At 70.1% G+C, this 24,488-nt stretch carries 24 protein-coding genes and 4 tRNA genes; 20 read left to right on the top strand and 8 right to left on the bottom strand.

The genetic code is table 11. The annotated features are described in order from the left end of the window. Window positions 1-6: 6 nt before the first annotated feature. Both K7B10_RS17805 and K7B10_RS17800 read right to left on the bottom strand, forming a co-directional pair. Window positions 7-1,434 carry a SulP family inorganic anion transporter gene (locus K7B10_RS17805; protein ID WP_229337031.1) on the bottom strand — a complete coding sequence of 476 codons (1,428 nt, stop codon included), beginning with the start codon at window positions 1,432-1,434 and terminating at the stop codon, window positions 7-9. A gap of 221 nt (window positions 1,435-1,655) precedes the next feature. Further along, on the bottom strand, window positions 1,656-2,144 hold the full coding sequence (locus K7B10_RS17800) for a YajQ family cyclic di-GMP-binding protein (RefSeq protein WP_030163016.1): 489 nt from the start codon (window positions 2,142-2,144) through the stop codon (window positions 1,656-1,658). A gap of 197 nt (window positions 2,145-2,341) precedes the next feature. On the opposite strand from K7B10_RS17800, the gene K7B10_RS17795 reads away from it, so the two are divergent. Both K7B10_RS17795 and K7B10_RS17790 read left to right on the top strand, forming a co-directional pair. After that, a tRNA-Tyr gene (locus K7B10_RS17795) sits at window positions 2,342-2,423 on the top strand. 103 nt (window positions 2,424-2,526) lie between these two features. Beyond that, window positions 2,527-2,964 carry a DUF3574 domain-containing protein gene (locus K7B10_RS17790; RefSeq protein ID WP_229337029.1) on the top strand — a complete coding sequence of 146 codons (438 nt, stop codon included), beginning with the start codon at window positions 2,527-2,529 and terminating at the stop codon, window positions 2,962-2,964. Window positions 2,965-2,967: 3 nt separating this feature from the next. On the opposite strand, the gene K7B10_RS17785 is transcribed toward K7B10_RS17790, so the two are convergent. Both K7B10_RS17785 and K7B10_RS17780 read right to left on the bottom strand, forming a co-directional pair. After that, window positions 2,968-3,624 (bottom strand): SDR family oxidoreductase, encoded by a 657-nt coding sequence (locus K7B10_RS17785; protein WP_229337027.1) that lies wholly within the window; start codon window positions 3,622-3,624, stop codon window positions 2,968-2,970. A 66-nt stretch (window positions 3,625-3,690) separates the two neighbouring features. Next, window positions 3,691-5,001, bottom strand: coding sequence for an amidohydrolase family protein (locus K7B10_RS17780; RefSeq protein ID WP_229337025.1), 1,311 nt, complete (start codon window positions 4,999-5,001; stop codon window positions 3,691-3,693). 399 nt (window positions 5,002-5,400) lie between these two features. On the opposite strand from K7B10_RS17780, the gene K7B10_RS17775 reads away from it, so the two are divergent. The 5 genes from K7B10_RS17775 to K7B10_RS17755 all read left to right on the top strand — a co-directional run bounded on the left by K7B10_RS17775 (window position 5,401) and on the right by K7B10_RS17755 (window position 6,870). Then, window positions 5,401-5,473, top strand: a tRNA-Thr gene (locus tag K7B10_RS17775). Between the two features lie 48 nt (window positions 5,474-5,521). After that, window positions 5,522-5,594 (top strand) — tRNA-Met (locus K7B10_RS17770). Between the two features lie 88 nt (window positions 5,595-5,682). Next, the gene (gene rpmG / locus K7B10_RS17765) at window positions 5,683-5,847 is read left to right on the top strand and encodes a 50S ribosomal protein L33 (protein WP_007265873.1); all 165 of its coding nucleotides are present in this window, start codon (window positions 5,683-5,685) and stop codon (window positions 5,845-5,847) included. A 140-nt stretch (window positions 5,848-5,987) separates the two neighbouring features. Further along, complete coding sequence (locus K7B10_RS17760) at window positions 5,988-6,440, top strand: MaoC family dehydratase N-terminal domain-containing protein (RefSeq protein WP_030870124.1); 453 nt, start codon at window positions 5,988-5,990, stop codon at window positions 6,438-6,440. A 1-nt stretch (window position 6,441) separates the two neighbouring features. Beyond that, the gene (locus K7B10_RS17755; protein ID WP_229337023.1) at window positions 6,442-6,870 is read left to right on the top strand and encodes a MaoC family dehydratase; all 429 of its coding nucleotides are present in this window, start codon (window positions 6,442-6,444) and stop codon (window positions 6,868-6,870) included. A 55-nt stretch (window positions 6,871-6,925) separates the two neighbouring features. Here the strand turns inward: K7B10_RS17755 and K7B10_RS17750 are convergent, their stop codons facing one another. Both K7B10_RS17750 and K7B10_RS17745 read right to left on the bottom strand, forming a co-directional pair. After that, window positions 6,926-7,846 carry an RNA polymerase sigma-70 factor gene (locus tag K7B10_RS17750; protein WP_229337021.1) on the bottom strand — a complete coding sequence of 307 codons (921 nt, stop codon included), beginning with the start codon at window positions 7,844-7,846 and terminating at the stop codon, window positions 6,926-6,928. Then, entirely contained in the window at window positions 7,843-9,051 is a 1,209-nt protein-coding gene (locus tag K7B10_RS17745; RefSeq protein WP_229337019.1) for an NAD(P)/FAD-dependent oxidoreductase, read from the bottom strand. Before K7B10_RS17745 ends, K7B10_RS17750 begins: the two co-directional genes overlap by 4 nt. A 162-nt stretch (window positions 9,052-9,213) precedes the next feature. Here K7B10_RS17745 and K7B10_RS17740 point away from each other — a divergent pair, with 162 nt between their 5' ends. The 5 genes from K7B10_RS17740 to K7B10_RS17720 all read left to right on the top strand — a co-directional run bounded on the left by K7B10_RS17740 (window position 9,214) and on the right by K7B10_RS17720 (window position 13,352). Continuing rightward, window positions 9,214-9,789, top strand: coding sequence for a TetR/AcrR family transcriptional regulator (locus K7B10_RS17740; RefSeq protein WP_229337017.1), 576 nt, complete (start codon window positions 9,214-9,216; stop codon window positions 9,787-9,789). Window positions 9,790-9,886: 97 nt separating this feature from the next. After that, a complete protein-coding gene (locus K7B10_RS17735) occupies window positions 9,887-11,362 on the top strand; it encodes a DHA2 family efflux MFS transporter permease subunit (RefSeq protein ID WP_229337015.1) in 1,476 nt (491 codons plus the stop codon). Window positions 11,363-11,409: 47 nt separating this feature from the next. Then, window positions 11,410-11,808 carry a DUF3291 domain-containing protein gene (locus K7B10_RS17730; RefSeq protein ID WP_229337013.1) on the top strand — a complete coding sequence of 133 codons (399 nt, stop codon included), beginning with the start codon at window positions 11,410-11,412 and terminating at the stop codon, window positions 11,806-11,808. Beyond that, window positions 11,805-12,920, top strand: a complete 1,116-nt coding sequence (locus K7B10_RS17725; protein ID WP_308284596.1) for a UDP-N-acetylmuramate dehydrogenase — start codon at window positions 11,805-11,807, stop codon at window positions 12,918-12,920. Before K7B10_RS17730 ends, K7B10_RS17725 begins: the two co-directional genes overlap by 4 nt. Window positions 12,921-12,935: 15 nt before the next feature. Next, on the top strand, window positions 12,936-13,352 hold the full coding sequence (locus K7B10_RS17720) for a hypothetical protein (protein WP_229337010.1): 417 nt from the start codon (window positions 12,936-12,938) through the stop codon (window positions 13,350-13,352). 15 nt (window positions 13,353-13,367) lie between these two features. On the opposite strand, the gene K7B10_RS17715 is transcribed toward K7B10_RS17720, so the two are convergent. Together K7B10_RS17715 and K7B10_RS17710 are read right to left on the bottom strand one after the other, a co-directional pair. Further along, window positions 13,368-14,387, bottom strand: coding sequence for an adenosine deaminase (locus K7B10_RS17715; protein WP_229337009.1), 1,020 nt, complete (start codon window positions 14,385-14,387; stop codon window positions 13,368-13,370). Between the two features lie 170 nt (window positions 14,388-14,557). Then, window positions 14,558-15,784, bottom strand: coding sequence for a pyridoxal phosphate-dependent aminotransferase (locus K7B10_RS17710; protein ID WP_229337008.1), 1,227 nt, complete (start codon window positions 15,782-15,784; stop codon window positions 14,558-14,560). Window positions 15,785-16,003: 219 nt separating this feature from the next. Between K7B10_RS17710 and K7B10_RS17705 the strand changes: the two genes are divergently transcribed. From K7B10_RS17705 to rpoB, 8 genes are all read left to right on the top strand, one after another. Then, a tRNA-Trp gene (locus K7B10_RS17705) sits at window positions 16,004-16,076 on the top strand. A gap of 105 nt (window positions 16,077-16,181) precedes the next feature. Continuing rightward, the gene (secE, locus tag K7B10_RS17700; protein ID WP_030154653.1) at window positions 16,182-16,463 is read left to right on the top strand and encodes a preprotein translocase subunit SecE; all 282 of its coding nucleotides are present in this window, start codon (window positions 16,182-16,184) and stop codon (window positions 16,461-16,463) included. Between the two features lie 84 nt (window positions 16,464-16,547). Then, entirely contained in the window at window positions 16,548-17,477 is a 930-nt protein-coding gene (nusG, locus tag K7B10_RS17695) for a transcription termination/antitermination protein NusG (RefSeq protein WP_229337007.1), read from the top strand. 168 nt (window positions 17,478-17,645) lie between these two features. Beyond that, a complete protein-coding gene (rplK, locus tag K7B10_RS17690) occupies window positions 17,646-18,080 on the top strand; it encodes a 50S ribosomal protein L11 (RefSeq protein ID WP_030154660.1) in 435 nt (144 codons plus the stop codon). A gap of 89 nt (window positions 18,081-18,169) precedes the next feature. After that, window positions 18,170-18,898 (top strand): 50S ribosomal protein L1, encoded by a 729-nt coding sequence (gene rplA / locus K7B10_RS17685; protein WP_030154662.1) that lies wholly within the window; start codon window positions 18,170-18,172, stop codon window positions 18,896-18,898. Between the two features lie 396 nt (window positions 18,899-19,294). Further along, window positions 19,295-19,825 carry a 50S ribosomal protein L10 gene (gene rplJ / locus K7B10_RS17680; RefSeq protein WP_229337006.1) on the top strand — a complete coding sequence of 177 codons (531 nt, stop codon included), beginning with the start codon at window positions 19,295-19,297 and terminating at the stop codon, window positions 19,823-19,825. A 110-nt stretch (window positions 19,826-19,935) separates the two neighbouring features. Then, entirely contained in the window at window positions 19,936-20,322 is a 387-nt protein-coding gene (rplL, locus tag K7B10_RS17675) for a 50S ribosomal protein L7/L12 (protein ID WP_048474779.1), read from the top strand. A 618-nt stretch (window positions 20,323-20,940) separates the two neighbouring features. Then, a complete protein-coding gene (rpoB, locus tag K7B10_RS17670; protein WP_229337005.1) occupies window positions 20,941-24,423 on the top strand; it encodes a DNA-directed RNA polymerase subunit beta in 3,483 nt (1,160 codons plus the stop codon). The last annotated feature ends 65 nt before the right edge of the window (window positions 24,424-24,488 follow it).

Here is a 24,488-nt window from a genome sequence, read left to right as displayed (position 1 = left end):
ACCCCCCTAGATGACGCCTTCCCGACCGGCCAGTGGCGTCCGGTTCCGTTCCCAGCCGTGGAGGGCCGTCAGACAGGCGTGGTCGAGGTGGCGCAGCCCGCTCAGGTCGAGGCGTACGGGGTGCCCGGCCGGCAGCGCGTCCAGCTCGTCGAGCAGCTTCGGCAGCCGAAGGAAGCTGGCGCTCCCCAGGACCTGGACGTGCAGCTCCCCGCCCTCCCACACCTCCTCGATGTGCACGTGGGAGGTCTCCCAGGCCGCCTTGACCACGGCGAGCCCCAGTCCGATCAGCACGCCCTCGAAGAGGTTCGTGGCCACGACGGCCCCGGCCGTCGCCACCAGCACCACCGCCTCGCCCCGGTGCGAGCGCCACAGGCCGGCGACCGCCCGGGCCGGCAGCAGTTTCCATCCGGCGTGCAGCAGCACCCCGGCCAGCGCGGCGAGCGGGACGATCCGGAGCAGCTGGGGGAGTGCGACGGCGAACAGCAGCAGCCAGCCCCCGTGCATGATCCGTGAGGCCCGGGTACGGGCCCCGGCCTCCACGTTGGCCGCGCTGCGCACGATCACGGCGGTCATCGGCAGCGCGCCGAGCAGTCCGCAGACGGTGTTGCCGACGCCCTGCGCCACGAGCTCCTGGTCGTAGTGGGTCCGCGGCCCGTCGTGCATCCGGTCGACGGCGGCCGCGCTGAACAGGGTCTCGGCGGAGGCGATCAGCGCCAGGGCGATCACGGTGCCGAGCGCCCCGGCGGAGGCCAGCATCCCGAAGTCGGCCCAGCCGGGCGGGGCGACGGCCCCCAGGACGCCGGTCACGGTCACCTTCTCGACGGGCAGCCTCAGCATCACCGACACGGCTGTGGCGGCCGCCACCCCGACCAGCGCACCCGGCACGAGCCGCAGCCGGTCCGGCATCCGGCGCCAGCCCACGAGGACGGCGATGGTCCCGGCCCCCAGTGCCACGGCGGCCCAGTCGGCCTCCGCGGCGAGCGCCGGCACCGCGGCGAGCTTCTCCAGGGTCGCGCCGGGAGCCGGTACGCCGCCCAGGGCGTACAACTGCCCCGCGATCAGCACGAGCCCGATCCCGGCGAGCATCCCGTGCACGACGGCGACGGAGATCGCCCGGAACCACCGCCCCAGCCGCAGCGCTCCCATGCACAGCTGCAGCACCCCGGCGGCCAGCACCAGGACCCCGAGCGCGCGGGCCCCGTGCGTGTGCACCGCCTCGTAGACGAGCACCGTGAGCCCGGCGGCCGGCCCGCTCACCTGGAGCGAGCTCCCCCGGAACCACCCGGTGACCAGCCCGCCCACCACCCCGGTCACGATCCCCAGCTCCGCGGGCACGCCGGAGGCGACGGCCACCCCCACGCACAGCGGCAGGGCGACGAGCGCGACCACGACGGACGCCCCGAAGTCTTCGCGAAACGTTCCGACTGCAGGCATCCGTGACCCTCCCCTGTCCCGCGGCGATGAATACCGCCAGGTTGGCGGGTGCGCGCACGGTTGCCCAAGTGCTCATTGGGGGCCAGTGAGGCGCACGCGCCGCGCACGCCGGGCTCATGATCCTCACGCCCCCGAGGACGGCCGCCGGCCCCGGAAAGCGCCGCGGCCCGGCGGTCCCAGAAGGACCGCCGGGCCGCCGGAGGGCAGGGGGGAGACCGCGATCAGCGGTAGTTCACGAACTGGATCGCGAAGTCGAGGTCCTTGCCCTTGAGGAGGGCCTGGATGGCCTGCAGGTCGTCGCGGCTCTTGGAGCTGACGCGCAGCTCCTCGCCCTGGACCTGGGCCTTGACGCCCTTGGGACCCTCGTCCCGGATGATCTTCGCGACCTTCTTGGCGTTCTCCTGGGAGATGCCCTCCTCGATCGAGGCGAAGATCTTGTACTCCTTGCCGGACAGCTGCGGCTCGCCGGCGTCGAGCGCCTTCAGCGAGATGCCGCGCTTGACCAGCTTGGTCTCGAACACGTCGAGGACGGCCTTGACGCGCTCCTCGGAGTTCGCCTCCATCAGGATCTTCTCGCCGGACCAGGCGATGGTGGCGCCGGTGCCCTTGAAGTCGTAGCGCTGCGAGAGTTCCTTGGCGGCCTGGTTGAGGGCGTTGTCGACCTCCTGCCGCTCGACCTTCGAGACGATGTCGAAACTGGAGTCGGCCATGTGCTGTGGCTCCTTGAAGTCGGCTGTCATTGCCCCGGAGGGCGCGGCCGGACATGCCCGGACCGCTCGGCAAGCCTAGCCACCACGCCCGCCCCGGGTGCTGATCAATCCGGTGGCGAAGCACCCCCGAGCATCAGGTATCGTTTACGTCGTTGCCAGGGAGCACCGCCGAGAGGCGGAAAAATGGCAGCGATCATGGCGGTGTGCCCGAGTGGCCAAAGGGAGCAGACTGTAAATCTGCCGGCTCAGCCTACCCAGGTTCGAACCCTGGCGCCGCCACGCGAGTGAGACCCCCGTTACTGCGGAAGCGCAGTGGCGGGGGTTTTCTCGTACGGGCGCCGCACCGTCCGTATCGTCGGCGTCGCGTGTTCGTTCTCCGGACGTGAACTTCATTTCTGACACGCGCGGGAAGGTCGGCGGCGGCGTGCTCCTCGCCCTCCTCGGAGCCGGGATCCCGGCCCTCGTCGGCGCCGCACTGCACAGCCACGTGGGCCAGCCCTACCAGGAAACCACCCTCTACTTCGGCACCGAGCGCCCCGGCGGCCGGGCTCCCGTCGCGGAGCGGGAGTTCATGGGCTTCCTGGACCGGGAGATCACCCCCGCCTTCCCCGAAGGACTCACCCTCCTGGACGGGCACGGCCAGTGGCAGCGCGCCGGCGAGGTCATCCGCGAGACCTCGTACGAGGTGGTGCTCCTCTACCCCGAGAAGGAGGCCGAGGAGCGCAGCACGCGCATCGAACGGATCCGGCAGGCCTACGAGGACCAGTACCAGCAGGACTCCGTCGGCCGCTCCGACGACAAGGTGACCGCCGAGTTCTGAGCCTCAGTTGCCCGCGACGGCCTTGACGGCCACCTCGATCGGGATCGATCCGTCGACCAGCTCCAGCGTCAGGCCGGCCGTCGCCGGGGTCTCGACCAGCTCCGCCAGCACGGCCGCCACGTCGTCGCGCGGCACCGCCCCGCGGCCCGTCCGCGCCTCCAGACGCACCTGCCCGCTCCCGGGGTCGTCGGTCAGCGACCCGGGCCGCAGGACCGTCCACTCCAGGCCCAGCCGCGTCCGTACGTGGTCGTCCGCCTCGCCCTTCGCCCGCAGGTAGAAGTCGAAGACGTCGTCGCCCTCGTGGTGCGCGTCCGCGCCCATCGAAGAGACCATCAGGAAGCGCCGTACCCGCGCCCGTTCGGCCGCGTCCGAGAACAGCACCGCCGCGCCCCGGTCCACGCTGTCCTTGCGCGCCACACCGCTGCCGGGGCCCGCGCCGGCCGCGAACACCGCGACGTCCGCGCCCTGCAGAATGCCCGCCACGTGCTCGACCGAAGCCGACTCCAGGTCGCAGAGCACCGGTTCGGCGCCCGCCTGGCGCAGGTCGTCGCCCTGCGCCGGATCGCGGATGATGCCCGCGACCTCGTACCCGCGCGCGGCGAGCAGCCGCTCCAGCCGCAGCGCGATCTGACCGTGTCCACCCGCGATGACGATGCGCATGCCCCGACCGTACGACGAGCGGGGCGCCCCCGCCCGCGAAAGTGTCCGCCGCCAGGCCGCGGACACTCAGGGCCCGGGCTCCACGCGGCCCTGCCGGGGCAGGTCCAGGGCCACCGCGACCGCCGAGTCGCAGTACTCCCGTACGGCACTCGTCCGGGCTACCACCCGACCCCGGTGGACCACGATCCGGCTGTACGCCAGGGACAGCACGCCCGCGATCCGGTCCCCCCGTACGGCCAGCAGCTCGGCCGGGAACCCGGCCTCCACCCGGACCTCCGGCAGGCCCATCGCCTCCCGGGCGGCGCCGCTCACGGAGGCGTAGGCCTCCGGTGCCCGCAGCCCGCCCTGGGAGGCCAGCAGGAAGGCGGCCTCCAGCGGGTCGCCGCGGCCGACCGGGTTACCGGCGTCCCGCAGCGCCCCGCTGCCGGCCGCGACCCGGACCCCGGCGGCGCGCAGCAGCCGTACGGGCGCGGTGCGCAGGCCGCGCCGCTCCAGGGCCGCGCAGTCGCCCTGGGGCAGGCAGGTCACCCGTACGCCGGCCGCGGCCAGCTGGTCGGCGGCCCGGTGCGCCACGTCCAGCGGGAGCCGTGACAGGCCCCCGCAGGGGCCGATCGTCACCCCCGGGCGCAGTCCGCCGGCCATCGCGGCGAGCCGGGCGAGGCGGCCGGGGTCGTCACCGTCCGTGTGCAGGTCCACGGGGCAGCCGTGCTCGGCGGCGAGTTCCAGCACGGCTTCGAGGAAGCCCGTCGGGTCGGGGTCCAGGTCCGGGCAGCCGCCGATGACGGCGGCGCCCATCTTGACGGCGTCCCGCAGCATGGCGAACCCGTCGGCGCCGGCCACCCCGGTGAGCAGGCGGGGCACGGCGACGGTGGTCAGGTCGGTGAGCCCGCGCAGCGAGCGGCGGGCCTGGAGCACGGCCTCCATGGGGCCCAGGCCGTGCACGTCGCCGATCCGGACGTGGGAGCGCACGGCCGTGGCCCCGTGCCCGAGCTGGAGCAGGGCGGCCTCGGTGGCCCGGCGCTGCACCTCGTCGGGGGCGTACGAGACGGGGCCCTCGCCGTCGGCGGTCAGGGCGGTGTCCCCGTGGGCGTGCGGCTCGGCGGGGGCGGGGAGCAGCAGGTAGCCGGTGAGGTCGACCCGGGCGAGCGCGGGTGAGGGCAGGCTGCCCGCGGTGCCGACGGCCTGGATCCGGCCGCCGCCGAGCCGGACGTCGACCGTACGGCCGTCCGTGAGGCGGGCTCCGGTGAGCAGGAGGGTGGTGGACTCGGCGGCGGGCGCGTTCGCGTTGCCGGACGGGCGCTGGGGGCCTTGGCCGCCGCCCTCACCACGGCCGCCCGGCGGGAAGGGGGACGGCTGCTGCGGCTGGCTGTCGGACATCGCGCTCCTGCGGTGGCTCGGGCGGTTCCTGGACCGAGTGGCCGCGGCCCGCGGCCCAAGATCACGCAGCGTGCTCAGAGCCTAGGGCGCGGGGCTCCCCGCTTCGCGGAAGAGCGCAATAGTCGTACCGGTGTGGTGCCCGCGCGCCGCGGCGCACGCGTGCGCGCCGGGCCGGGTGCGGATGCTTCCTCGTCGCGGGTACCGCTTTCCGGCGGGGGTGACGGGCACGGAGTGCCTCGCGGGGCCGCTGGGAATGTGAGCCCGGACACAATCTGCCCCGAAATGGGCCCGAACGGCGCCGGGACCCTGATCGGGAAAGCCCCGGCAGCCCCCTCGGAGGCCAGGCGCCGCAAAGGATTTGGGCGATGGGCGGGCAACCGTGTAATGTCTTCATCGCTCGCCCCAATAGCTCAGTCGGTAGAGCGTCTCCATGGTAAGGAGAAGGTCTGCGGTTCGATTCCGCATTGGGGCTCTGGTGAGAGAGGTTCCCCACCCTCGGGTGGGGAGCTGATCACATCAAAGCGGCGTAGCTCAGTCGGTAGAGCAAGCGGCTCATAATCGCTGTGTCACCGGTTCAAGTCCGGTCGCCGCTACCCACAGTAGCCGATTGCGGGGTCGGTCTCCCGATCGGCTACTCTTTTATGCGTTCATCCGTCCCATAGTCCGTCAAGGAGCACTCACGTGGCTGCCACCGACGTCCGCCCGAAGATCACGCTGGCCTGCGTGGAGTGCAAGGAGCGGAACTACATCACCAAGAAGAACCGGCGTAACAACCCGGACCGCATGGAGATGAAGAAGCACTGCCCGCGCTGCAACTCGCACACCGCGCACCGCGAGACCCGCTGACCCTAGCGAGTCTCGAAATACAGGCACCGTCATGAGGTCGTCCCCTTCTTTGGGGGGCGGCCTCGTGTCGTTTCCGTGATCGCCTGTCTGTGATCGTTTTCCTCATGTGACCGACTTTTTCCAACAGGAGGTAGGGAGCCATGGCGCTCGACCAGTCCTTCGTGGGGCGGAGCTACCCGCCCACCGATCCGTACGAGGTCGGCCGGGAGAAGATCCGCGAATTCGCGGTTGCGGTGGGAGACGCGAATCCCGTCTACACCGACCCCGATGCCGCCAAGGCGTTCGGTCACCTGGACGTGATCGCCCCGCCGACTTTCGTGTTCGCGATCACTTTCGCGGCGGCGGGCCAGGTCGTGGAGGACCCGCAGCTGGGTCTGGACTACAGCCGCGTCGTGCACGGCGACCAGAAGTTCGCGTACTCGCGTCCCGTGCGGGCGGGTGACCGGCTGTCGGTGACCTCCACGATCGAGGCCGTGAAGTCGATGGCCGGCAACGACATCATCGACATCCGCGGCGAGGTCCACGACGAGACCGGCGAGCACGTGGTGACGGCGTGGACGAAGCTCGTCTCCCGCGCCCCCGAGGAGGCCTGAGATGACCGCGCAGATCAAGTACGCCGACGTCGAGGTCGGCACGGAGCTGCCGGCGGGCTCCTTCCCGGTGACGCGCGCCACGCTGGTGCGCTACGCGGGTGCCTCGGGTGACTTCAACCCGATCCACTGGAACGAGAAGTTCGCCAAGGAGGTCGGACTGCCGGACGTCATCGCGCACGGCATGTTCACGATGGCCGAGGCGATCCGCGTGGTCACCGACTGGGTCGGCGACCCGGGTGCGGTCGTCGAGTACGGGGTCCGCTTCACCAAGCCGGTCGTCGTCCCGAACGACGGGGCGGGCGCGCTGATCGAGGTCACGGCCAAGGTCGCGGCGAAGCTGGACGACAACCGCGTACGCGTGGACCTGACGGCGACGAGCGCGGGCCAGAAGGTCCTGGGCATGTCACGCGCCGTGGTGGCCCTGGCCTGAGCCCGGCGCACATGCCGAGCCGGGCGCCGAGCGGGGGACCCCGCCCGGCGCCCGCTCAGCGGGCGGCGACGGCGTGAGTGGTGCCGCCCGCGACGGCCCTGAGCTTGTCGGGGTTGGCGACGTTGTGGACGGCGGTGATGCGGCCGTCGGCGCCGAAGTCGAAGGTGACCGTGGCGACCACGCGGTCCGGTCCGCTGAACACCATGCCCGGGCCGCCGTTGATCTCGACCAGTTCGGCCTTCATGTCGCCGGGGGCGATGCCCTGGTACGTGACCGTGCCGGTGGCGGCGAACCAGGCGGCCACCGTCGGGGCGCCCACGACCGGACGCATGGCCTGGCGGACCTTGCCGCCGCCGTCGGTCCACAGGGTGACGTCCGGGGACAGCACCTCCATCAGCGCGTTGACGTCCCCGCCGGTCGTGGCGGCGAAGAACCGCTCGGTCACCTCGCGCTGCCGCGACCGGTCGGCGGTGAAGCGCGGCCGTCTGGCCCGTACGTGCTCGCGGGCCCGGTGCGCGGCCTGCCGCACCGCCGCCTCGGAGCGCTCCAGCGCCTCCGCGATCTCCCCGTGGCTGAAGTCGAAGACCTCCTTCAGCACGAACACCGCACGCTCCAGCGGGCTGAGGGTCTCCAGCACGACGAGCACGGCCATCGACACCGACTCGGCGTCCAGGACGGTCTCGGCGGTGTCGCCCGTGGTGAGGATGGGCTCGGGCAGCCACGGACCGACGTAGGTCTCGCGCTGGTACCGGGCGGACCGCAGCCGCGCCAGCGCCACGTTCGACACGATCCGCGTCAGGTACGCCTTGGGCTCGGCCACCTGCGAGCGGTCGGCGGCGGACCACTTGATCCAGGCGTCCTGGACCGCGTCCTCCGCGTCGGCCGCGGTGCCCAGGATGCGGTAGGCCACCGAGAAGAGCAGGTTCCGGTGCCGGTGGAACACCTGCTGGTCGGGGTCGGTGGACGGGCCCGTCACCGGACCGCCCCGTTCCGGGTGAAGCGGCCGCCGCGGGGCCAGACGGCCCCCGAGGCGGGCACCTTCTTCATGCGGCCGTACGTCGGCCACGGTGCGGCCGACACCGCCTCCTTGTACCGGGCCGCCACGCGGCCGGTCAGATGCATGCGCCGCGGGCTGTCGTCGGGGCGGGTGAACTGCACCACCGCATCGCCGCGTCCCAGACTGACCGGCGTGTGGTAGTAGCCGAAGCGGAACGGCCGGGGCTGCTTGCCCTTCAGTGCGCGGACGATCGACACCGCGGCGTGCACGCCGGTCGGCATGCCGCCCTGGCAGGTGCCGTGCATGACGCCGTAGCCCTGGCGGATCGCGGCCGCGTCCCCCACGGCGTACACCTGCGGGTGCGACACCGACCGCAGCGCGGCATCGGTGACGACGCGGCCGCGCTCGTCGACGGTCAGCCCGGCGGCGGCCGCCAGCGGCGACACCCGCGTACCGCTGGTCCACAGGACCGCGTCGGCGGGGACGCGTTCGCCCCCGGCCAGCTCGACCGCATCGGGCAGCACCTTCACCACCTCGACCCCGCTGCGCACCACGACGCCCAGGCGGTCGAGGGCGGCCCGCAGGTACGCCCCGGCCTTCGGGGTCATGGCGGCGCCGGGTTCCCGCCGGCCCAGCAGGACGACGTTCAGCCGCGGGTACCGCTCGGCGATCTCCGCGGCGGACTCGACTCCGGTCAGCCCGCTGCCGCCGATGACCACCGTGCCGCTGCCGAGCCGCGCCAGCCGGTCGGCCAGCACCTCGGCGTCCTCGACGCTGTTCAGGGTGTGGGCGTACTCCTCGGCGCCCGGCACCGCCGACAGGTCGGCCACGCCACCCAGCCCGTACACCAGCGTGTCGTAGTGCAGGACCCGGTCGTCATCGATCCGGACCGTTCGCGCGTCCGCGTCCACCGCCGTCACCCAGCCGCGCACGAACCGCGCGCCCGTACCCTCCAGCAGTTCCGGAATGCTCAGACCGGCGACCTCCTGCCCGGTGGCCGTCATGTGCAGCCGCAGCCGCTCGGTGAAGAGTTCCTGCGCGTTCACCAGGGTCACCTGCACGTCCCGGCGCCGCCCCACCCGGGCGCCGAGCTGGACGGCCGCGGACATCCCCGCGTACCCCGCCCCCAGGACCAGGACCCGGTGGGTGGTCTCCGTGCCGTCGGCTCCGTGTCGTGCGCTCATCGCTCCGCCTTCCTCCACTCGCTGTTGACGATCATCAGATGCAAGCTGCCGCCCGGTTCGTGACACGGGCCCGGTGTGACGCGCGACACCGTGGCGGGCCCGGGCCCGGGCCCGGGGCGGAGGGGTTGACTTGGTTAGTGATTGAGCACTAACTTGAGGCCCATGGCAAGGATGAGTGCGGAAGAGCGGCGCGAGAGCGTCATCCGTGCGGCGATGCACGAGTTCGCCCGCGGCGGCTATCACGGGACCTCCACCGAGGCGATCGCCAAGCGCGTGGGCGTCTCGCAGCCGTACCTGTTCCGGCTCTTCCCCAACAAGCCGGCCATCTTCCTCGCCGCCGCCGAGCGGTGCCTGCGTGAGACCCGCGAGGTGTTCGCGGCCGCCGCCGAGGGGCTGGAGGGCGAAGAGGCGGGGCTCGCCATGGCGAACGCGTACGCCCGGCTCATCACCGAGGATCCGGACAAGCTCCAGATGCAGCTCCAGATGTACGTCACCGTCGGCGCCGCCGAGGCCGCCGGGGACCACGAGCTCGGCGAGCTCGTCCGCAAGGGCTGGATGGAGCTCTGGGACACCGTTCACGTCCCGCTCGGCGGCGACGTGAACGAGACCACGACCTTCATGGCCTACGGAATGCTGATCAACAACCTGGCCGCCATGGGCTTCCCGCCCGGGCACCGGGTCTGGGCGGGGCTGTACCCCTCCGCCCGCGTCGGCGGCGAGGGCCGGCCGGGGGAGTGAGCCCCGGCTGCCCGGGCTGCCCCGTGCGGCCCATTTTCATGGGCGTGAAAGTTAGTCAGTGATAACTAACAAACTGGCCTCACCATCAGGGGGAACCGTGAACGGCAAGCACGACACACACGACACCGCGCTCCGCGGTCCCGCCGTCTGGGCGCTCGTCCTCACCTCCGTCGCCGGCTTCATGGCCGCGCTCGACAACCTCGTCGTCACCACCGCCCTCCCCGCCATCCGCAAGGACCTCGGCGGCGCGCTGGAGGACCTGGAGTGGACGGTGAACGCGTACACCCTCACCTTCGCCGTCCTGCTCCTGTTCGGCGCGGCCCTCGGCGACCGCTTCGGACGGCGCCGCCTCTTCATGGGCGGCCTCGCGATATTTACCGGAGCCTCCGCCTTCGCAGCCCTCTCGCCCGGCATCGACGAGCTCATCGCCGCCCGCGCCGTCCAGGGCGTCGGCGCCGCGGTCATGATGCCGCTCACCCTCACCCTGCTCACCGCAGCCGTCCCGCCCGCCCGCCGCGGCATGGCCCTCGGGATCTTCAGCGCCGTCAGCGGCCTCGCGGTCGCCAGCGGCCCGCTCGTCGGCGGCACCCTCACCGAGCACATCTCCTGGCAGTGGATCTTCTGGCTGAACGTCCCGATCGGACTGGCCCTGATCCCGCTCGCCCGCCTCAAGCTGGCCGAGTCCACCGCCCCGAACTCCCGTCTGGACGCACCCGGAACGCTCCTCATCAGCGGCGGCCTCTTCGGCATCGTCTACGCCCTCGTCAACGCCAACGCCCACGGCTGGACCAGCGCCCCGGTGCTCACCGGCCTGATCGCCGGCACCGCGCTCGTCGGCGCGTTCGTCGTCCACGGCTTCCGCAGCCCGAACCCCATGCTGCCCATGCGCCTCTTCCTGAACCGCGGCTTCCTCGGGATCAACCTGGCCAGCCTCCTGATGTACCTGGGCATGTTCGGCTCGATCTTCCTGCTCAGCCAGTTCCTCCAGGGCGTCGCCGGCTATTCGCCCACCCAGGCCGGCGTGCGGATGCTCCCGTGGACCGCCATGCCGCTGGTCGTGGCCCCGATCGCGGGCATCCTCTCCGACCGGATCGGCGGCCGCCCCGTCGTCGCCGTCGGACTCGCGCTGCAGGCCCTCGGCCTCGGCTGGTTCGCGGCGGTCCTGAGCACCGACGTCTCGTACGCCGCCCAGCTCCCGGCGCTGATCGTCAGCGGCATCGGCATGGGCCTCTACTTCGCCCCCGCCTCCAACATCCTGATGTCCACCGTGTCCCCCGCCGACCAGGGCAAGGCCTCCGGAGCCAACAACGCCCTGCGCGAGGTGGGCGGCGCCCTCGGCGTCGCGGTCCTGGCCTCGGTCTTCTCGGCCCAGGGCGGCTACGAGTCCCCGCAGGCCTTCACCGACGGGACCGTGCCCGCGCTGTGGATCGGCGCCGCCGCGGTGGCCGTGGCAGCGGCCTTCGCCCTCCTGGTCCCGGGCAAGCGGAACCCGGCGCCCGCCGCACCGGCCGCCGTCGGCGACACCCCCGAGACCGGATACGCGACCTCCGCCAAGGTCCCCGCAGCCGGGTGACCGCCCGGAACGGCACCGCCCACGACGCACCGGAAGGAGGGCACACCGTGCCCGACATCCCCTGGTCCACGCCCACCCCGCCCGCTCCCGACGCCGAGGTCTACGTCATGGCCTCCCGTTTCGAGACCCGGACCCTCGCCGGAGCCCTCCGGTTCTTCCTCAAGTCGCCCGGCATCATCCTCCAGATCCGCAAGGCCCCCGGCGCCCACGGCGTGGCCCTGCGCGCCCGCGTCCTCGGCCGCACCTTCCTCACCCTCTCCGCCTGGGAGGACCGCGACGCGCTCTACCGCTTCGCCCGCAGCGAGCCGCACCGCTCCAGCTCCCGCGCCGCCGCCGCGTACATGCGGGAATCGGCCTTCACCTTCTGGAGCGCCCCGGCCCCGGCCCTCCCGGTCACCTGGGCCGAAGCGGAGCGCCGGCTCGCCGAGGAGGCCGGACGCCCGTGACGTACGGTCCGTGGCCCCGCAGGGATGCGAGGGGTACGGACCGTACTCTTGTCCACGTGCAGGAACTCCACGACGCCCCCCTCGCCCCCCTGACCACCTTCCGCCTCGGTGGCCCCGCCACCCGTCTGGTCACCGCGACCACCGACGCCGAGGTGGTCGAGGCCGTCCGCGCCGCGGACGAGAGCGGCACCCCGCTCCTCGTCATCGGCGGCGGCAGCAACCTGGTCATCGGAGACCGCGGCTTCGAGGGCACCGCCCTGCGCATCGCGACCACCGGCTTCCACCTGGACGGGACGCGGTTGGAGCTCGCCGCCGGCGAGAACTGGAGCGACGCCGTCGCCCGCAGCGTCGAGGCGGGTCTGGCCGGCATCGAGTGTCTCGCCGGAATCCCCGGCTCCGCCGGTGCCACCCCGATCCAGAACGTCGGGGCGTACGGCCAGGAGGTCTGCGACACGATCACCGAGGTCGTCGCGTACGACCGCACCACCGGCGAGACGGTCACCCTCACCGCCGCCGAGTGCGCCTTCCGCTACCGCAACAGCACCTTCAAGGACCAGCCCGACCGCTACGTCGTCCTGCGCGTGCGCTTCGCCCTGGAGGACGCGGGCGGTCTGTCCGCGCCGGTCAAGTACCCCGAGACCGCCCGCGCCCTCGGCGTCGGGGCCGGCGACCGCGTCCCGGCCGCCGCCGCGCGCGAGACCGTCCTGCGGCTGCGCGCCGGCAAGGGCATGGTCCTCGACCCCACCGACCACGACACCTGGTCCGCGGGCTCCTTCTTCCACAACCCGATCCTGAGCGACGAGGCGTACGCAGCCTTCCTCACCCGCGTCCAGGACCGGCTCGGCCCCGAGACCGCCCCGCCCGCGTACCCCGCCGGGGACGGCCGTACGAAGACCAGCGCGGCCTGGCTGATCGACAAGGCCGGCTTCACCAAGGGCTACGGCACGGGCCCCGCCCGGATCTCCACCAAGCACACCCTCGCGCTGACCAACCGCGGCGAGGCCACCACCGAGGACCTCCTCGCCCTGGCCCGCGAGGTCGTCGCGGGCGTCCACGCGGCCTTCGGCGTCACCCTGGTCAACGAGCCGGTGACGGTCGGCGTCAGCATCTGAGGAGTCCCGGCCGCCATGCTCTGTCCACTGCACGGGGCCGGTACGGACCCCACCCGCCTGGTGGGGCGCACGATCAGCAGGATCGTCGCGTCCTGGCACGTCTGCGAGGGCGAGCGCTCCGAGGCGCCGCTCGACGTCTGGCTGATCGACAGCGAGGGCGAGTCCACCAGGATCAGCACCGGGTCCGACGGGTGCCTCATCGTCGAATCCGCCCCGCCCCACGAGCCGTACGACATGGGGGAGTGGGGCCGGATCGAGGTCGGCGAGGACCTCGGTGACCACCCCTTCCTGCGCCACCTCGGGGACACGGTGGCCACCGTCGCCGAGTTCGCGGCGCCGAAGACCGGGCGCACGCAGCTGGAGATCGGATTCCCCGACGGCGACCGGGTGCGGGCCGACTGCTGGGAGGGCGACCTGCGGCTCACGCGGTGAGTCCGGACGGGAGCCTCAGGTCGCCAGCCAGTGGTCGATCCCGGCCAGCAGCTTGTCCTGCACGTCCTGCGGAGCGGCGCTGCCGCGCACCGACTGCCGGGCCAGCTCGGCGAGCTCCGCGTCCGTGAAGGCGTGGTGGCGTCGGGCGATCTCGTACTGCGCCGCCAGCCGGGACCCGAACAGCAACGGGTCGTCCGCACCGAGCGCCATCGGCACCCCGGCCTCGAAGAGGGTGCGCAGCGGGACGTCCTCGGGCCGCTCGTAGACCCCGAGGGCGACGTTCGACGCCGGGCAGACCTCGCAGGTGATCTGCCGGTCGGCGAGCCGCTTCAGCAGCCGGGGGTCCTCGGCTGCCCGCACGCCGTGGCCGACGCGGGAGGCGTGCAGATCGTCCAGGCAGTCGCGGACGGAGGCCGGGCCGGTGAGCTCGCCGCCGTGCGGGGCCGCGAGCAGGCCGCCCTCGCGGGCGATGGCGAAGGCCCGGTCGAAATCGCGGGCCATGCCGCGGCGCTCGTCGTTGGAGAGCCCGAAGCCGACGATGCCCCGGTCGGCGTAGCGGACGGCGAGCCGGGCGAGGGTGCGGGCGTCGAGGGGGTGCTTCATGCGGTTGGCCGCGATGAGGACCCGCATGCCGAGGCCGGTCTCGCGGGAGGCCGCGTCGACGGCGTCCAGGATGATCTCGACGGCCGGGATCATGCCGCCGAGCAGGGGGGCGTAGGAGGTGGGATCCACCTGGATCTCCAGCCACCCGCTGCCGTCCCGTACGTCCTCCTCCGCGGCCTCGCGGACCAGGCGGCGGATGTCCTCGGGCTCGCGGAGGCAGGAGCGGGCGGCGTCGTACAGCCGCTGGAAGCGGAACCAGCCGCGCTCGTCGGTCGCGCGGAGCTTGGGCGGCTCGCCGGCGGTCAGCGCGTCGGGGAGCCGCACGCCGTACTTGTCGGCGAGCTCCAGGAGGGTCGAGGGGCGCATCGACCCGGTGAAGTGCAGGTGGAGGTGGGCTTTCGGCAGAAGCGTGAGATCGCGTACGTGCTCCATCCGGTGATCCTGCCGCACATGTCACCCGTTCGGCAGCCCGATTCCCTGAACGGGACCTTGCCCGAACGCAAAAGCGGGGTCGCCGGGCGGCGGCCCGGACCTCGAAAAGGCGGTGGGGCGGGACCCGTACCGGTCCCGCCCCACCGCCTTTCACCGCTGCGGGTGCCGCCTCAGGCCTTGGCCTCGGCCAGGAGCTTCTGGATGCGGGACACGCCCTCGACCAGGTCCGCGTCGCCCAGAGCGTACGAAAGGCGCAGGTAGCCGGGGGTGCCGAAGGCCTCGCCCGGGACGACCGCTACCTCGGCCTCGTCCAGGATCAGCGCGGCCAGCTCGACGGAGGTCTGCGGACGCTTGCCGCGGATCTCCTTGCCGAGGAGCTCCTTGACCGACGGGTACGCGTAGAACGCGCCCTCGGGGGTCGGGCAGAACACGCCGTCGATCTCGTTCAGCATCCTGACCATCGTCTGGCGGCGGCGGTCGAAGGCCTTGCGCATCTCCGCGACCGCGTCCAGGTTGCCCGAGACGGCGGCCAGCGCGGCGACCTGGGCCACGTTGGAGACGTTGGACGTGGCGTGCGACTGCAGGTTGGTCGCCGCCTTGATGACGTCCTGCGGGGCGATGACCCAGCCCACGCGCCAGCCGGTCATCGCGTACGTCTTGGCCACGCCGTTGACGATGATGCACTTGTCGCGCAGGGCCGGGACCAGCACGGGCAGCGAGGTGAACTTCGCGTCGCCGTACACGAGGTGCTCGTAGATCTCGTCCGTGAGGACCCACAGGCCGTGCTCCGCGGCCCACTCGCCGATCGCGCGCGCGTCGGCCTCGCTGTAGACCGAACCGGTCGGGTTCGACGGGGAGACGAAGAGGACGACCTTGGTGCGCTCGGTGCGGGCGGCCTCGAGCTGCTCGACGGAGACGCGGTAGCCGGTGGTCTCGTCGGCGACGACCTCGACCGGGACACCGCCGGCGAGGCGGATCGACTCGGGGTAGGTGGTCCAGTACGGGGCAGGGACGATGACCTCGTCACCCGGGTCCAGGACCGCGGCGAACGCCTCGTAGATCGCCTGCTTGCCGCCGTTGGTCACCAGGACCTGCGACGCGTCGACCTCGTAGCCGGAGTCGCGCAGGGTCTTCGCGGCGATCGCGCTCTTCAGCTCGGGCAGACCGCCGGCCGGCGTGTAACGGTGGTACTTCGGGTTGCGGCAGGCCTCGACCGCGGCCTCGACGATGTAGTCGGGGGTCGGGAAGTCGGGCTCGCCGGCACCGAAGCCGATCACCGGGCGCCCGGCGGCCTTGAGGGCCTTGGCCTTGGCGTCCACGGCGAGGGTGGCGGACTCGGAAATGGCGCCGATGCGGGCGGAGACACGGCGCTCGGTGGAAGGCGTTTCAGAGGTCATGGGGCCAATCGTCCCAGACGCCTCAGAGGCCCCGCACGCCGTTTCAGTCATCGGACGGGCCGGTCGGGAATGTGCTCTGTGAGATGTCAGGTCCAGGGCTACGTTCGACGTCAGGTCCAGGAACACGTACACTCACCTGTCGTTGGCCCCTGCCGGTCACTCCAGAGCGTGAGCACTCCGTGCACCCGTCTGGATGCGGTAGGTTGGGGGACGCAACAAAGGGTCGTAGCTCAATTGGTAGAGCACTGGTCTCCAAAACCAGCGGTTGGGGGTTCGAGTCCCTCCGGCCCTGCTCCACACTCCTTCTCGGACGTGTGCGCAGGTACGTACTTCGATGCAACGCCGTGCGGCGCAACCGGGCGCGGCTACGGCCACGACCCGGATTCAGGTGAGAGACGTGACGGACGCCCTGGGCTCCATCGACATGCCTGACGCCGAGGATGACACCCGCGAGAAGAAGGCCCGCAAGGGCGGCAAGCGCGGGAAGAAGGGTCCTCTGGGTCGGCTCGCGCTGTTCTACCGCCAGATCATCGCGGAACTCCGCAAGGTCGTCTGGCCGACGCGCAATCAGCTCACGACGTACACCACCGTGGTGATTGTCTTCGTCGTCATCATGATCGGTCTGGTGACCGTGATTGACTATGGGTTCCAGGAAGCCATCAAGTTCGTCTTCGGCTGATCCCCGCGGAGGGCGGCGCCTTGATGGGTGCCGCCCGTTTTCGCATGTTCGACCACCTTTTGTATCCAGGAAGAAGCAGCCACCGTGTCTGACCCGAACCTGAACGCGAGCCCCGACTCCGTCGAGTCCGTCGAGGACGCGCTCGACATCGTCGAGGCGGCAGACGCTGTGGACCCGGACGAGGCCGAGCTGGCCGACGTCGAGGCCGGTGTCGCCGCCGAAGAGGCCGCGCTCCACGTCGAGGACGAGGCTGACGAGGTCGCGGACGACGCAGAGGCCGACGACGCCGACGAGGATGCCGTCACTGCCGAGGCCGGCGACGTCCAGGACGAGGTCGAGGCCGACGGAACCGACGAGGACGCGGAGGAGGCCGAAGAGGCCGCCGACGCCGAGCCCGTCGACCCCGTCCAGGCCCTGCGCGACGAACTGCGCCTCCTGCCCGGCGAGTGGTACGTGATCCACACCTACGCGGGCTACGAGAAGCGCGTGAAGGCCAACCTGGAGCAGCGCGCCGTCTCGCTGAACGTCGAGGAGTTCATCTACCAGGCCGAGGTGCCCGAGGAAGAGATCGTCCAGATCAAGAACGGCGAGCGCAAGAACGTCCGGCAGAACAAGCTGCCCGGTTACGTTCTCGTCCGCATGGATCTGACGAACGAGTCCTGGGGCGTCGTCCGCAACACCCCCGGTGTCACCGGCTTCGTCGGCAACGCGTACGACCCGTACCCGCTGACGCTGGACGAGATCGTCAAGATGCTCGCCCCGGAGGCGCAGGAGAAGGCCGCCAAGCAGGCCGCCGAGGACGCCGGTCTGCCGGCCCCCGCGGTCAAGCGCACCATCGAGGTCCTGGACTTCGAGGTCGGCGACTCGGTCACCGTCACCGACGGCCCGTTCGCGACGCTGCAGGCGACCATCAACGAGATCAACCCGGACTCGAAGAAGGTCAAGGGCCTCGTCGAGATCTTCGGTCGCGAGACCCCGGTCGAGCTCAGCTTCGACCAGATCCAGAAGAACTGACGATCTTCTGAGCCAACGCTTCCGGACAGGTCAGATCGCCCCGTGAAGGGCGGTCTGACCTGCTCGGTTTTTAGCCCCGCTCCGATACCCGTTATCGTGGTGCGGTATGCCTCCATCCGGATGACCGGATTGGCGGCGAAAAACTCTCACTAGGACCCGGAGAGAGCAATGCCTCCCAAGAAGAAGAAGGTCACGGGGCTTATCAAGCTCCAGATCAAGGCCGGTGCGGCCAACCCGGCTCCGCCGGTCGGCCCCGCGCTCGGTCAGCACGGCGTCAACATCATGGAGTTCTGCAAGGCCTACAACGCCGCGACCGAGTCGCAGCGTGGCATGGTCGTGCCGGTGGAGATCACGGTCTACGAAGACCGCACCTTCACCTTCATCACCAAGACTCCGCCGGCCGCGCGCCTCATCCTGAAGGCCGCGGGCATCGAGAAGGGCTCCGGCGAGCCCCACAAGACCAAGGTCGCCAAGCTCACCGGCGCCCAGGTCCGCGAGATCGCCGAGCTGAAGATGCCCGACCTCAACGCCAACGACGTCGACGCCGCGATGAAGATCATCGCCGGCACCGCGCGCTCGATGGGCGTCACGGTCGAAGGCTGATCCAGCCACCCCCCAGCACCACCAGTGGTAGGACCAAGCGCTGGTCCGCACCACGACTCCATGCCTGAAGCCGAAATACAGGAGCAGAAGTGAAGCGCAGCAAGACTCTCCGCGCTGCGGACGCCAAGGTCGACCGGGAGAAGCTGTACGCCCCGCTCGAGGCCGTCCGTCTCGCCAAGGAGACCTCCACGACCAAGTTCGACGCCACCGTCGAGGTCGCCTTCCGCCTGGGTGTCGACCCGCGCAAGGCCGACCAGATGGTCCGTGGCACCGTGAACCTCCCGCACGGCACCGGTAAGACCGCCCGGGTCCTGGTCTTCGCGACCGGTGACCGTGCTGCGGCCGCGGAAGCCGCCGGCGCCGACATCGTCGGCGACGACGAGCTGATCAACGAGATCGCCAAGGGCAACCGCCTGAACGAGTTCGACGCGGTTGTCGCCACTCCGGACCTCATGGGCAAGGTCGGCCGCCTCGGCCGCGTGCTCGGTCCCCGTGGCCTGATGCCGAACCCGAAGACCGGCACCGTCACCATGGACGTTGCCAAGGCTGTCACCGAGATCAAGGGTGGCAAGATCGAGTTCCGTGTCGACAAGCACTCGAACCTGCACTTCATCATCGGCAAGGTCTCCTTCACCGATGAGCAGCTGGTCGAGAACTACGGTGCGGCCCTGGACGAGATCCTTCGTCTGAAGCCGTCCGCCGCGAAGGGCCGCTACGTCAAGAAGGCCGCCCTGAGCACCACGATGGGCCCCGGCATCCAGCTGGACTCGAACCGCACCCGGAACCTCCTCGTCGAGGAAGACCCGGCCGCTGTCTGAGCTCCGCTGAGCCCCCGGCTCACCTGAGTGGCTGAAACGGGCCCCTCGCCCCCTTCACAGGGCGGCGAGGGGCCCGTTTTCCGCGTTCCGGGCCCCCGCGCCCCGGGGCCCGGGCCCGGCCGGTCCGGGGGTCCTCCCGGGCGTTCCCGAGGCGATTTGCCTTGGCTCGGCCCGTTCACGTACTCTTCCGGAGAAGCCAAAGACCGCTGGTCGTTGTCGTGCCCGTAAGGGTGCGGCGGCCGAAGGATCCGCCAATTGCGGACGTCCTGCGCAGGTGACCTTGGAATGTTCCCGGAATTCGTTCCGGTTGAGCTACGCCCTGGCGCCTGCGCCGGGGCGTTTCGTATGTCAGCCCCTTCTGAGCGGTCCTCATCACCCGGAAGGAGGCGAACGCATATGCCGACGCCCAACAAGGCTGCATCGGTAGCCGAGCTCAAGGACGCGTTCCAGAGCTCGAACGCCGCCGTGCTGACCGAGTACCGGGGTCTCACCGTCGCGCAGCTCAAGACGCTGCGTCGCTCGCTCGGTGAGAACGCCCAGTACGCCGTGGTGAAGAACACGCTGACCAAGATTGCGGCCAACCAGGCCGGGATCACCGCGCTGGACGAGCACTTCGCTGGTCCGACCGCGGTCGCCTTCATCACCGGTGACCCGGTGGAGTCGGCGAAGAGCCTGCGTGACTTCGCCAAGGAAAACCCGAACCTCATCATCAAGGCGGGTGTCCTTGATGGTAAGGCGCTCTCCGCCGATGAGATCAAGAAGCTCGCGGACCTCGAGTCCCGCGAGGTTCTGCTCAGCAAGCTGGCCGGCGCGTTCAAGGGCAAGCAGTCCCAGGCTGCCTCGCTCTTCCAGGCGCTGCCGTCGAAGTTCGTCCGCACCGCGGAAGCGCTTCGCGTCAAGCTCGCCGAGCAGGGCGGTGCCGAGTAATTCGGCTCGCGCACTGATCCACGCCGCCTAGTGCGTGGGTCGTAGCGGGCCGTTACGCCCGCCTCTATATACATCCGGCACCTGCCGAATTAGTGGAAGGATCGCCCATCATGGCGAAGCTCTCTCAGGACGACCTCCTCGCCCAGTTCGAGGAGATGACCCTCATCGAGCTCTCCGAGTTCGTGAAGGCCTTCGAGGAGAAGTTCGACGTCACCGCCGCCGCGGCCGTCGCCGTTGCCGCCCCGGGTCAGGGTGGTGGCGACGCCGCCGCCGCCGAGGAGGAGAAGGACGAGTTCGACGTCATCCTCACCGGTGCCGGCGACAAGAAGATCCAGGTCATCAAGGTCGTGCGCGAGCTGACCTCCCTGGGTCTGAAGGAGGCCAAGGACCTCGTCGACGGTGCGCCGAAGCCCGTCCTCGAGAAGGTCGCCAAGGACGCCGCCGAGAAGGCCGCCGAGGCCCTCAAGGGCGCCGGTGCGGCCGTCGAGGTCAAGTAACACCTCTGAGGCCCCTCTGAGGCCTCAACCGAGGGCGATCACCCGTAAGGGTGGTCGCCCTTTGGCGTACCCGCAGTGCCTGACTTGCCCTGGTCTCGTTGGGGAGTAGGGTGATCATCGTTGCCCCGCAGCCGGGTCCGGAGCTGATCCGCACGGAGCAGGGGGCCTTGACGAACGGCACGCGGCGCGCAATTCTCAGTCCCGTTGTGGGATCGATCGGCCTCGTACGGGACCGGTCCGAGATCCGCGGCACGGATCGAAGATCCGAGGCATGGATCGACTACGAAGAGGGCAGTACTGATACGCGCTCTGTGTGCGAGAGCCACGAGAGTCGCGTGTTGGACGCAGGGTCGCAGGGTTGGTTTAAACGACATGGGGAAGGCCTGTTGCCGGTTTCCGGAAACCTGGTCTGGACATCAGTGAGCCAAGTGGCTACACTGACCCTTTGCGCTGCCTGTTAGCTGCCCCCTGCCCGTCGCCAGGGGCATGCCCACGCTCGAGCACACTTGATCGATACGCCCTGACCAGGTCTTTTCGACCGAATCAGGCGGGCCGTCTTCTGTGTCAGCTGGGACCGGTACGCGCGTAGTGAGTCCGAGCCCTCGGAAGGACCCCCTCTTGGCCGCCTCGCGCAACGCCTCGACCAATACGAACACCGGTGCCAGCACCGCCCCGCTGCGCATCTCCTTTGCAAAGATCAAGGAGCCCCTCGAGGTTCCGAACCTCCTGGCGCTGCAGACCGAGAGCTTTGACTGGCTGCTCGGTAACGCAGCCTGGAAGTCTCGCGTCGAGTCGGCGCTCGAGAGCGGACAGGACGTTCCCACCAAGTCCGGTCTGGAAGAGATCTTCGAGGAGATCTCGCCGATCGAGGACTTCTCCGGTTCGATGTCGCTGACGTTCCGCGACCACCGGTTTGAGCCGGCGAAGAACTCCGTCGACGAGTGCAAGGAGCGCGACTTCACGTACGCGGCGCCGCTCTTCGTCACGGCCGAGTTCACGAACAACGAGACCGGTGAGATCAAGTCTCAGACGGTCTTCATGGGCGACTTCCCGCTCATGACCAACAAGGGCACCTTCGTCATCAACGGCACCGAGCGTGTCGTCGTGTCGCAGCTCGTCCGTTCCCCCGGTGTCTACTTCGACTCCTCCATCGACAAGACGTCCGACAAGGACATCTTCTCCGCCAAGATCATCCCGTCCCGGGGTGCCTGGCTGGAGATGGAGGTCGACAAGCGCGACATGGTCGGTGTCCGCATCGACCGCAAGCGCAAGCAGTCCGTCACCGTCCTCCTGAAGGCTCTCGGCTGGACCACCGAGCAGATCCTCGAGGAGTTCGGCGAGTACGAGTCCATGCGCGCCACCCTGGAGAAGGACCACACCCAGGGCCAGGACGACGCGCTGCTCGACATCTACCGCAAGCTGCGCCCGGGCGAGCCGCCGACCCGCGAGGCCGCTCAGACGCTGCTCGAGAACCTCTACTTCAACCCGAAGCGCTACGACCTCGCCAAGGTCGGCCGCTACAAGGTGAACAAGAAGCTCGGCGCCGACGAGCCGCTGGACGCCGGTGTGCTCACCACCGACGACATCATCGCGACGATCAAGTACCTCGTGAAGCTCCACGCGGGCGAGACCGAGACCAATGGTGAGTCGGGCCGTTCGATCGTCGTCGAGACCGACGACATCGACCACTTCGGCAACCGTCGTCTGCGCAACGTCGGCGAGCTCATCCAGAACCAGGTCCGCACGGGTCTGGCTCGTATGGAGCGCGTCGTGCGCGAGCGCATGACCACGCAGGACGTCGAGGCGATCACGCCGCAGACCCTGATCAACATCCGGCCGGTCGTCGCCTCCATCAAGGAGTTCTTCGGCACCAGCCAGCTGTCGCAGTTCATGGACCAGAACAACCCGCTGTCGGGTCTGACGCACAAGCGTCGTCTCTCGGCTCTGGGTCCCGGTGGTCTGTCCCGTGAGCGGGCCGGCTTCGAGGTCCGTGACGTCCACCCGTCGCACTACGGCCGCATGTGCCCGATCGAGACCCCTGAAGGCCCGAACATCGGTCTGATCGGCTCGCTCGCCTCCTACGGTCGCGTCAACGCGTTCGGTTTCGTCGAGACCCCGTACCGCAAGGTCGTCGACGGTGTCGTCACCGACGAGGTCGACTACCTGACCGCCGACGAGGAAGACCGCTTCGTCATCGCCCAGGCCAACGCCGGCCTGAACGACGAGATGCGCTTCACCGAGAACCGCGTCCTGGTCCGCCGTCGTGGCGGCGAGATCGACTACATCGCCGGCGACGACGTCGACTACATGGACGTCTCCCCGCGCCAGATGGTGTCCGTCGCGACCGCGATGATCCCCTTCCTCGAGCACGACGACGCCAACCGCGCCCTCATGGGCGCGAACATGATGCGCCAGGCCGTTCCGCTCATCAAGGCGGAGGCCCCGCTCGTCGGCACCGGCATGGAGTACCGCTGTGCGGTCGACGCCGGCGACTCGATCAAGGCGGAGAAGGACGGTGTCGTCCAGGAGGTCTCGGCCGACTACATCACCGTCGCCAACGACGACGGCACGTACACCACGTACCGCGTCGCCAAGTTCTCCCGCTCGAACCAGGGCACCTCGGTCAACCAGAAGGTCATCGTCAACGAGGGCGACCGGATCGTCGAGGCCCAGGTCCTCGCCGACGGCCCGGCCACCGAAGAGGGCGAAATGGCCCTCGGCAAGAACCTGCTCGTCGCGTTCATGCCGTGGGAAGGCCACAACTACGAGGACGCGATCATCCTGTCGCAGCGCCTCGTGCAGGACGACGTCCTCTCCTCGATCCACATCGAGGAGCACGAGGTCGACGCCCGTGACACCAAGCTGGGCCCCGAGGAGATCACCCGGGACATCCCGAACGTCTCCGAGGAGGTCCTCGCCGACCTCGACGAGCGCGGCATCATCCGCATCGGTGCGGACGTCGTCGCCGGCGACATCCTCGTCGGCAAGGTCACGCCCAAGGGTGAGACCGAGCTGACCCCCGAGGAGCGCCTGCTCCGCGCGATCTTCGGTGAGAAGGCCCGCGAGGTGCGTGACACCTCGCTCAAGGTCCCTCACGGTGAGATCGGCAAGGTCATCGGTGTCCGCGTCTTCGACCGCGAGGAGGGCGACGAGCTTCCTCCGGGCGTGAACCAGCTGGTCCGCGTCTACGTCGCCCAGAAGCGCAAGATCACCGACGGTGACAAGCTCGCCGGCCGCCACGGCAACAAGGGTGTCATCTCCAAGATCCTTCCGATCGAGGACATGCCCTTCCTTGAGGACGGCACGCCGGTCGACATCATCCTGAACCCGCTGGGTGTCCCGTCCCGAATGAACCCGGGACAGGTCCTGGAGATCCACCTCGGCTGGCTCGCCAGCCGCGGCTGGGACGTCTCCGGCCTCGGCGAGGAGTGGGCCGAGCGACTGAAGGCCATCGGCGCCGACCGCGTCGAGCCCGGCACCAACGTCGCCACCCCGGTGTTCGACGGTGCCCGCGAGGACGAGCTCGCCGGCCTGTTCGAGCACACGATCCCGAACCGCGACGGCGACCGCCTGGTCCTCCCGTCCGGCAAGGCGCGTCTGTTCGACGGCCGCTCCGGCGAGCCGTTCCCGGACCCGATCTCGATCGGGTACATGTACATCCTCAAGCTCCACCACCTGGTCGACGACAAGCTCCACGCTCGGTCGACCGGTCCGTACTCGATGATCACGCAGCAGCCGCTGGGTGGTAAGGCGCAGTTCGGTGGCCAGCGCTTCGGTGAGATGGAGGTGTGGGCGCTTGAGGCTTATGGCGCCGCTTACGCCCTCCAGGAGCTGCTGACCATCAAGTCCGACGACGTCACCGGCCGCGTGAAGGTCTACGAGGCCATCGTCAAGGGCGAGAACATCCCCGAGCCGGGCATTCCCGAGTCCTTCAAGGTGCTCATCAAGGAAATGCAGTCGCTCTGCCTCAACGTGGAGGTGCTGTCCTCGGACGGCATGTCCATCGAGATGCGCGACACCGACGAGGACGTCTTCCGCGCGGCGGAGGAGCTCGGTATCGACCTGTCCCGGCGTGAGCCGAGCAGCGTCGAAGAGGTCTGACGGGCCTGACGGGGGGCTCGCTCAAGAGCCCCCCGTCATCCCCGGGACCGTTCAGACCATGATTG

It is taken from the genome of Streptomyces flavotricini (assembly GCF_020639365.1).
In the GTDB taxonomy this organism is placed as follows: domain Bacteria; phylum Actinomycetota; class Actinomycetes; order Streptomycetales; family Streptomycetaceae; genus Streptomyces; species Streptomyces flavotricini.
Note: the sequence above shows the minus strand (reverse complement) of the source record. Positions and strands in the feature narration are given on the sequence as shown.

Bases quoted from the DNA above. Each gene is read 5' to 3' on its own strand.
- K7B10_RS17805 (WP_229337031.1), bottom strand. From the start codon at position 1,434: ATGCCTGCAGTCGGAACGTTTCGCGAAGACTTCGGGGCGTCCGTCGTG.
- K7B10_RS17800 (WP_030163016.1), bottom strand. From the start codon at position 2,144: ATGGCCGACTCCAGTTTCGACATCGTCTCGAAGGTCGAGCGGCAGGAG.
- K7B10_RS17785 (WP_229337027.1), bottom strand. From the start codon at position 3,624: ATGCGCATCGTCATCGCGGGTGGACACGGTCAGATCGCGCTGCGGCTG.
- K7B10_RS17780 (WP_229337025.1), bottom strand. From the start codon at position 5,001: ATGTCCGACAGCCAGCCGCAGCAGCCGTCCCCCTTCCCGCCGGGCGGC.
- K7B10_RS17760 (WP_030870124.1), top strand. From the start codon at position 5,988: ATGGCGCTCGACCAGTCCTTCGTGGGGCGGAGCTACCCGCCCACCGAT.
- K7B10_RS17755 (WP_229337023.1), top strand. From the start codon at position 6,442: ATGACCGCGCAGATCAAGTACGCCGACGTCGAGGTCGGCACGGAGCTG.
- K7B10_RS17745 (WP_229337019.1), bottom strand. From the start codon at position 9,051: ATGAGCGCACGACACGGAGCCGACGGCACGGAGACCACCCACCGGGTC.
- K7B10_RS17740 (WP_229337017.1), top strand. From the start codon at position 9,214: ATGGCAAGGATGAGTGCGGAAGAGCGGCGCGAGAGCGTCATCCGTGCG.
- K7B10_RS17720 (WP_229337010.1), top strand. From the start codon at position 12,936: ATGCTCTGTCCACTGCACGGGGCCGGTACGGACCCCACCCGCCTGGTG.
- K7B10_RS17715 (WP_229337009.1), bottom strand. From the start codon at position 14,387: ATGGAGCACGTACGCGATCTCACGCTTCTGCCGAAAGCCCACCTCCAC.
- K7B10_RS17710 (WP_229337008.1), bottom strand. From the start codon at position 15,784: ATGACCTCTGAAACGCCTTCCACCGAGCGCCGTGTCTCCGCCCGCATC.
- rplK (WP_030154660.1), top strand. From the start codon at position 17,646: ATGCCTCCCAAGAAGAAGAAGGTCACGGGGCTTATCAAGCTCCAGATC.
- rplJ (WP_229337006.1), top strand. From the start codon at position 19,295: ATGCCGACGCCCAACAAGGCTGCATCGGTAGCCGAGCTCAAGGACGCG.
- rplL (WP_048474779.1), top strand. From the start codon at position 19,936: ATGGCGAAGCTCTCTCAGGACGACCTCCTCGCCCAGTTCGAGGAGATG.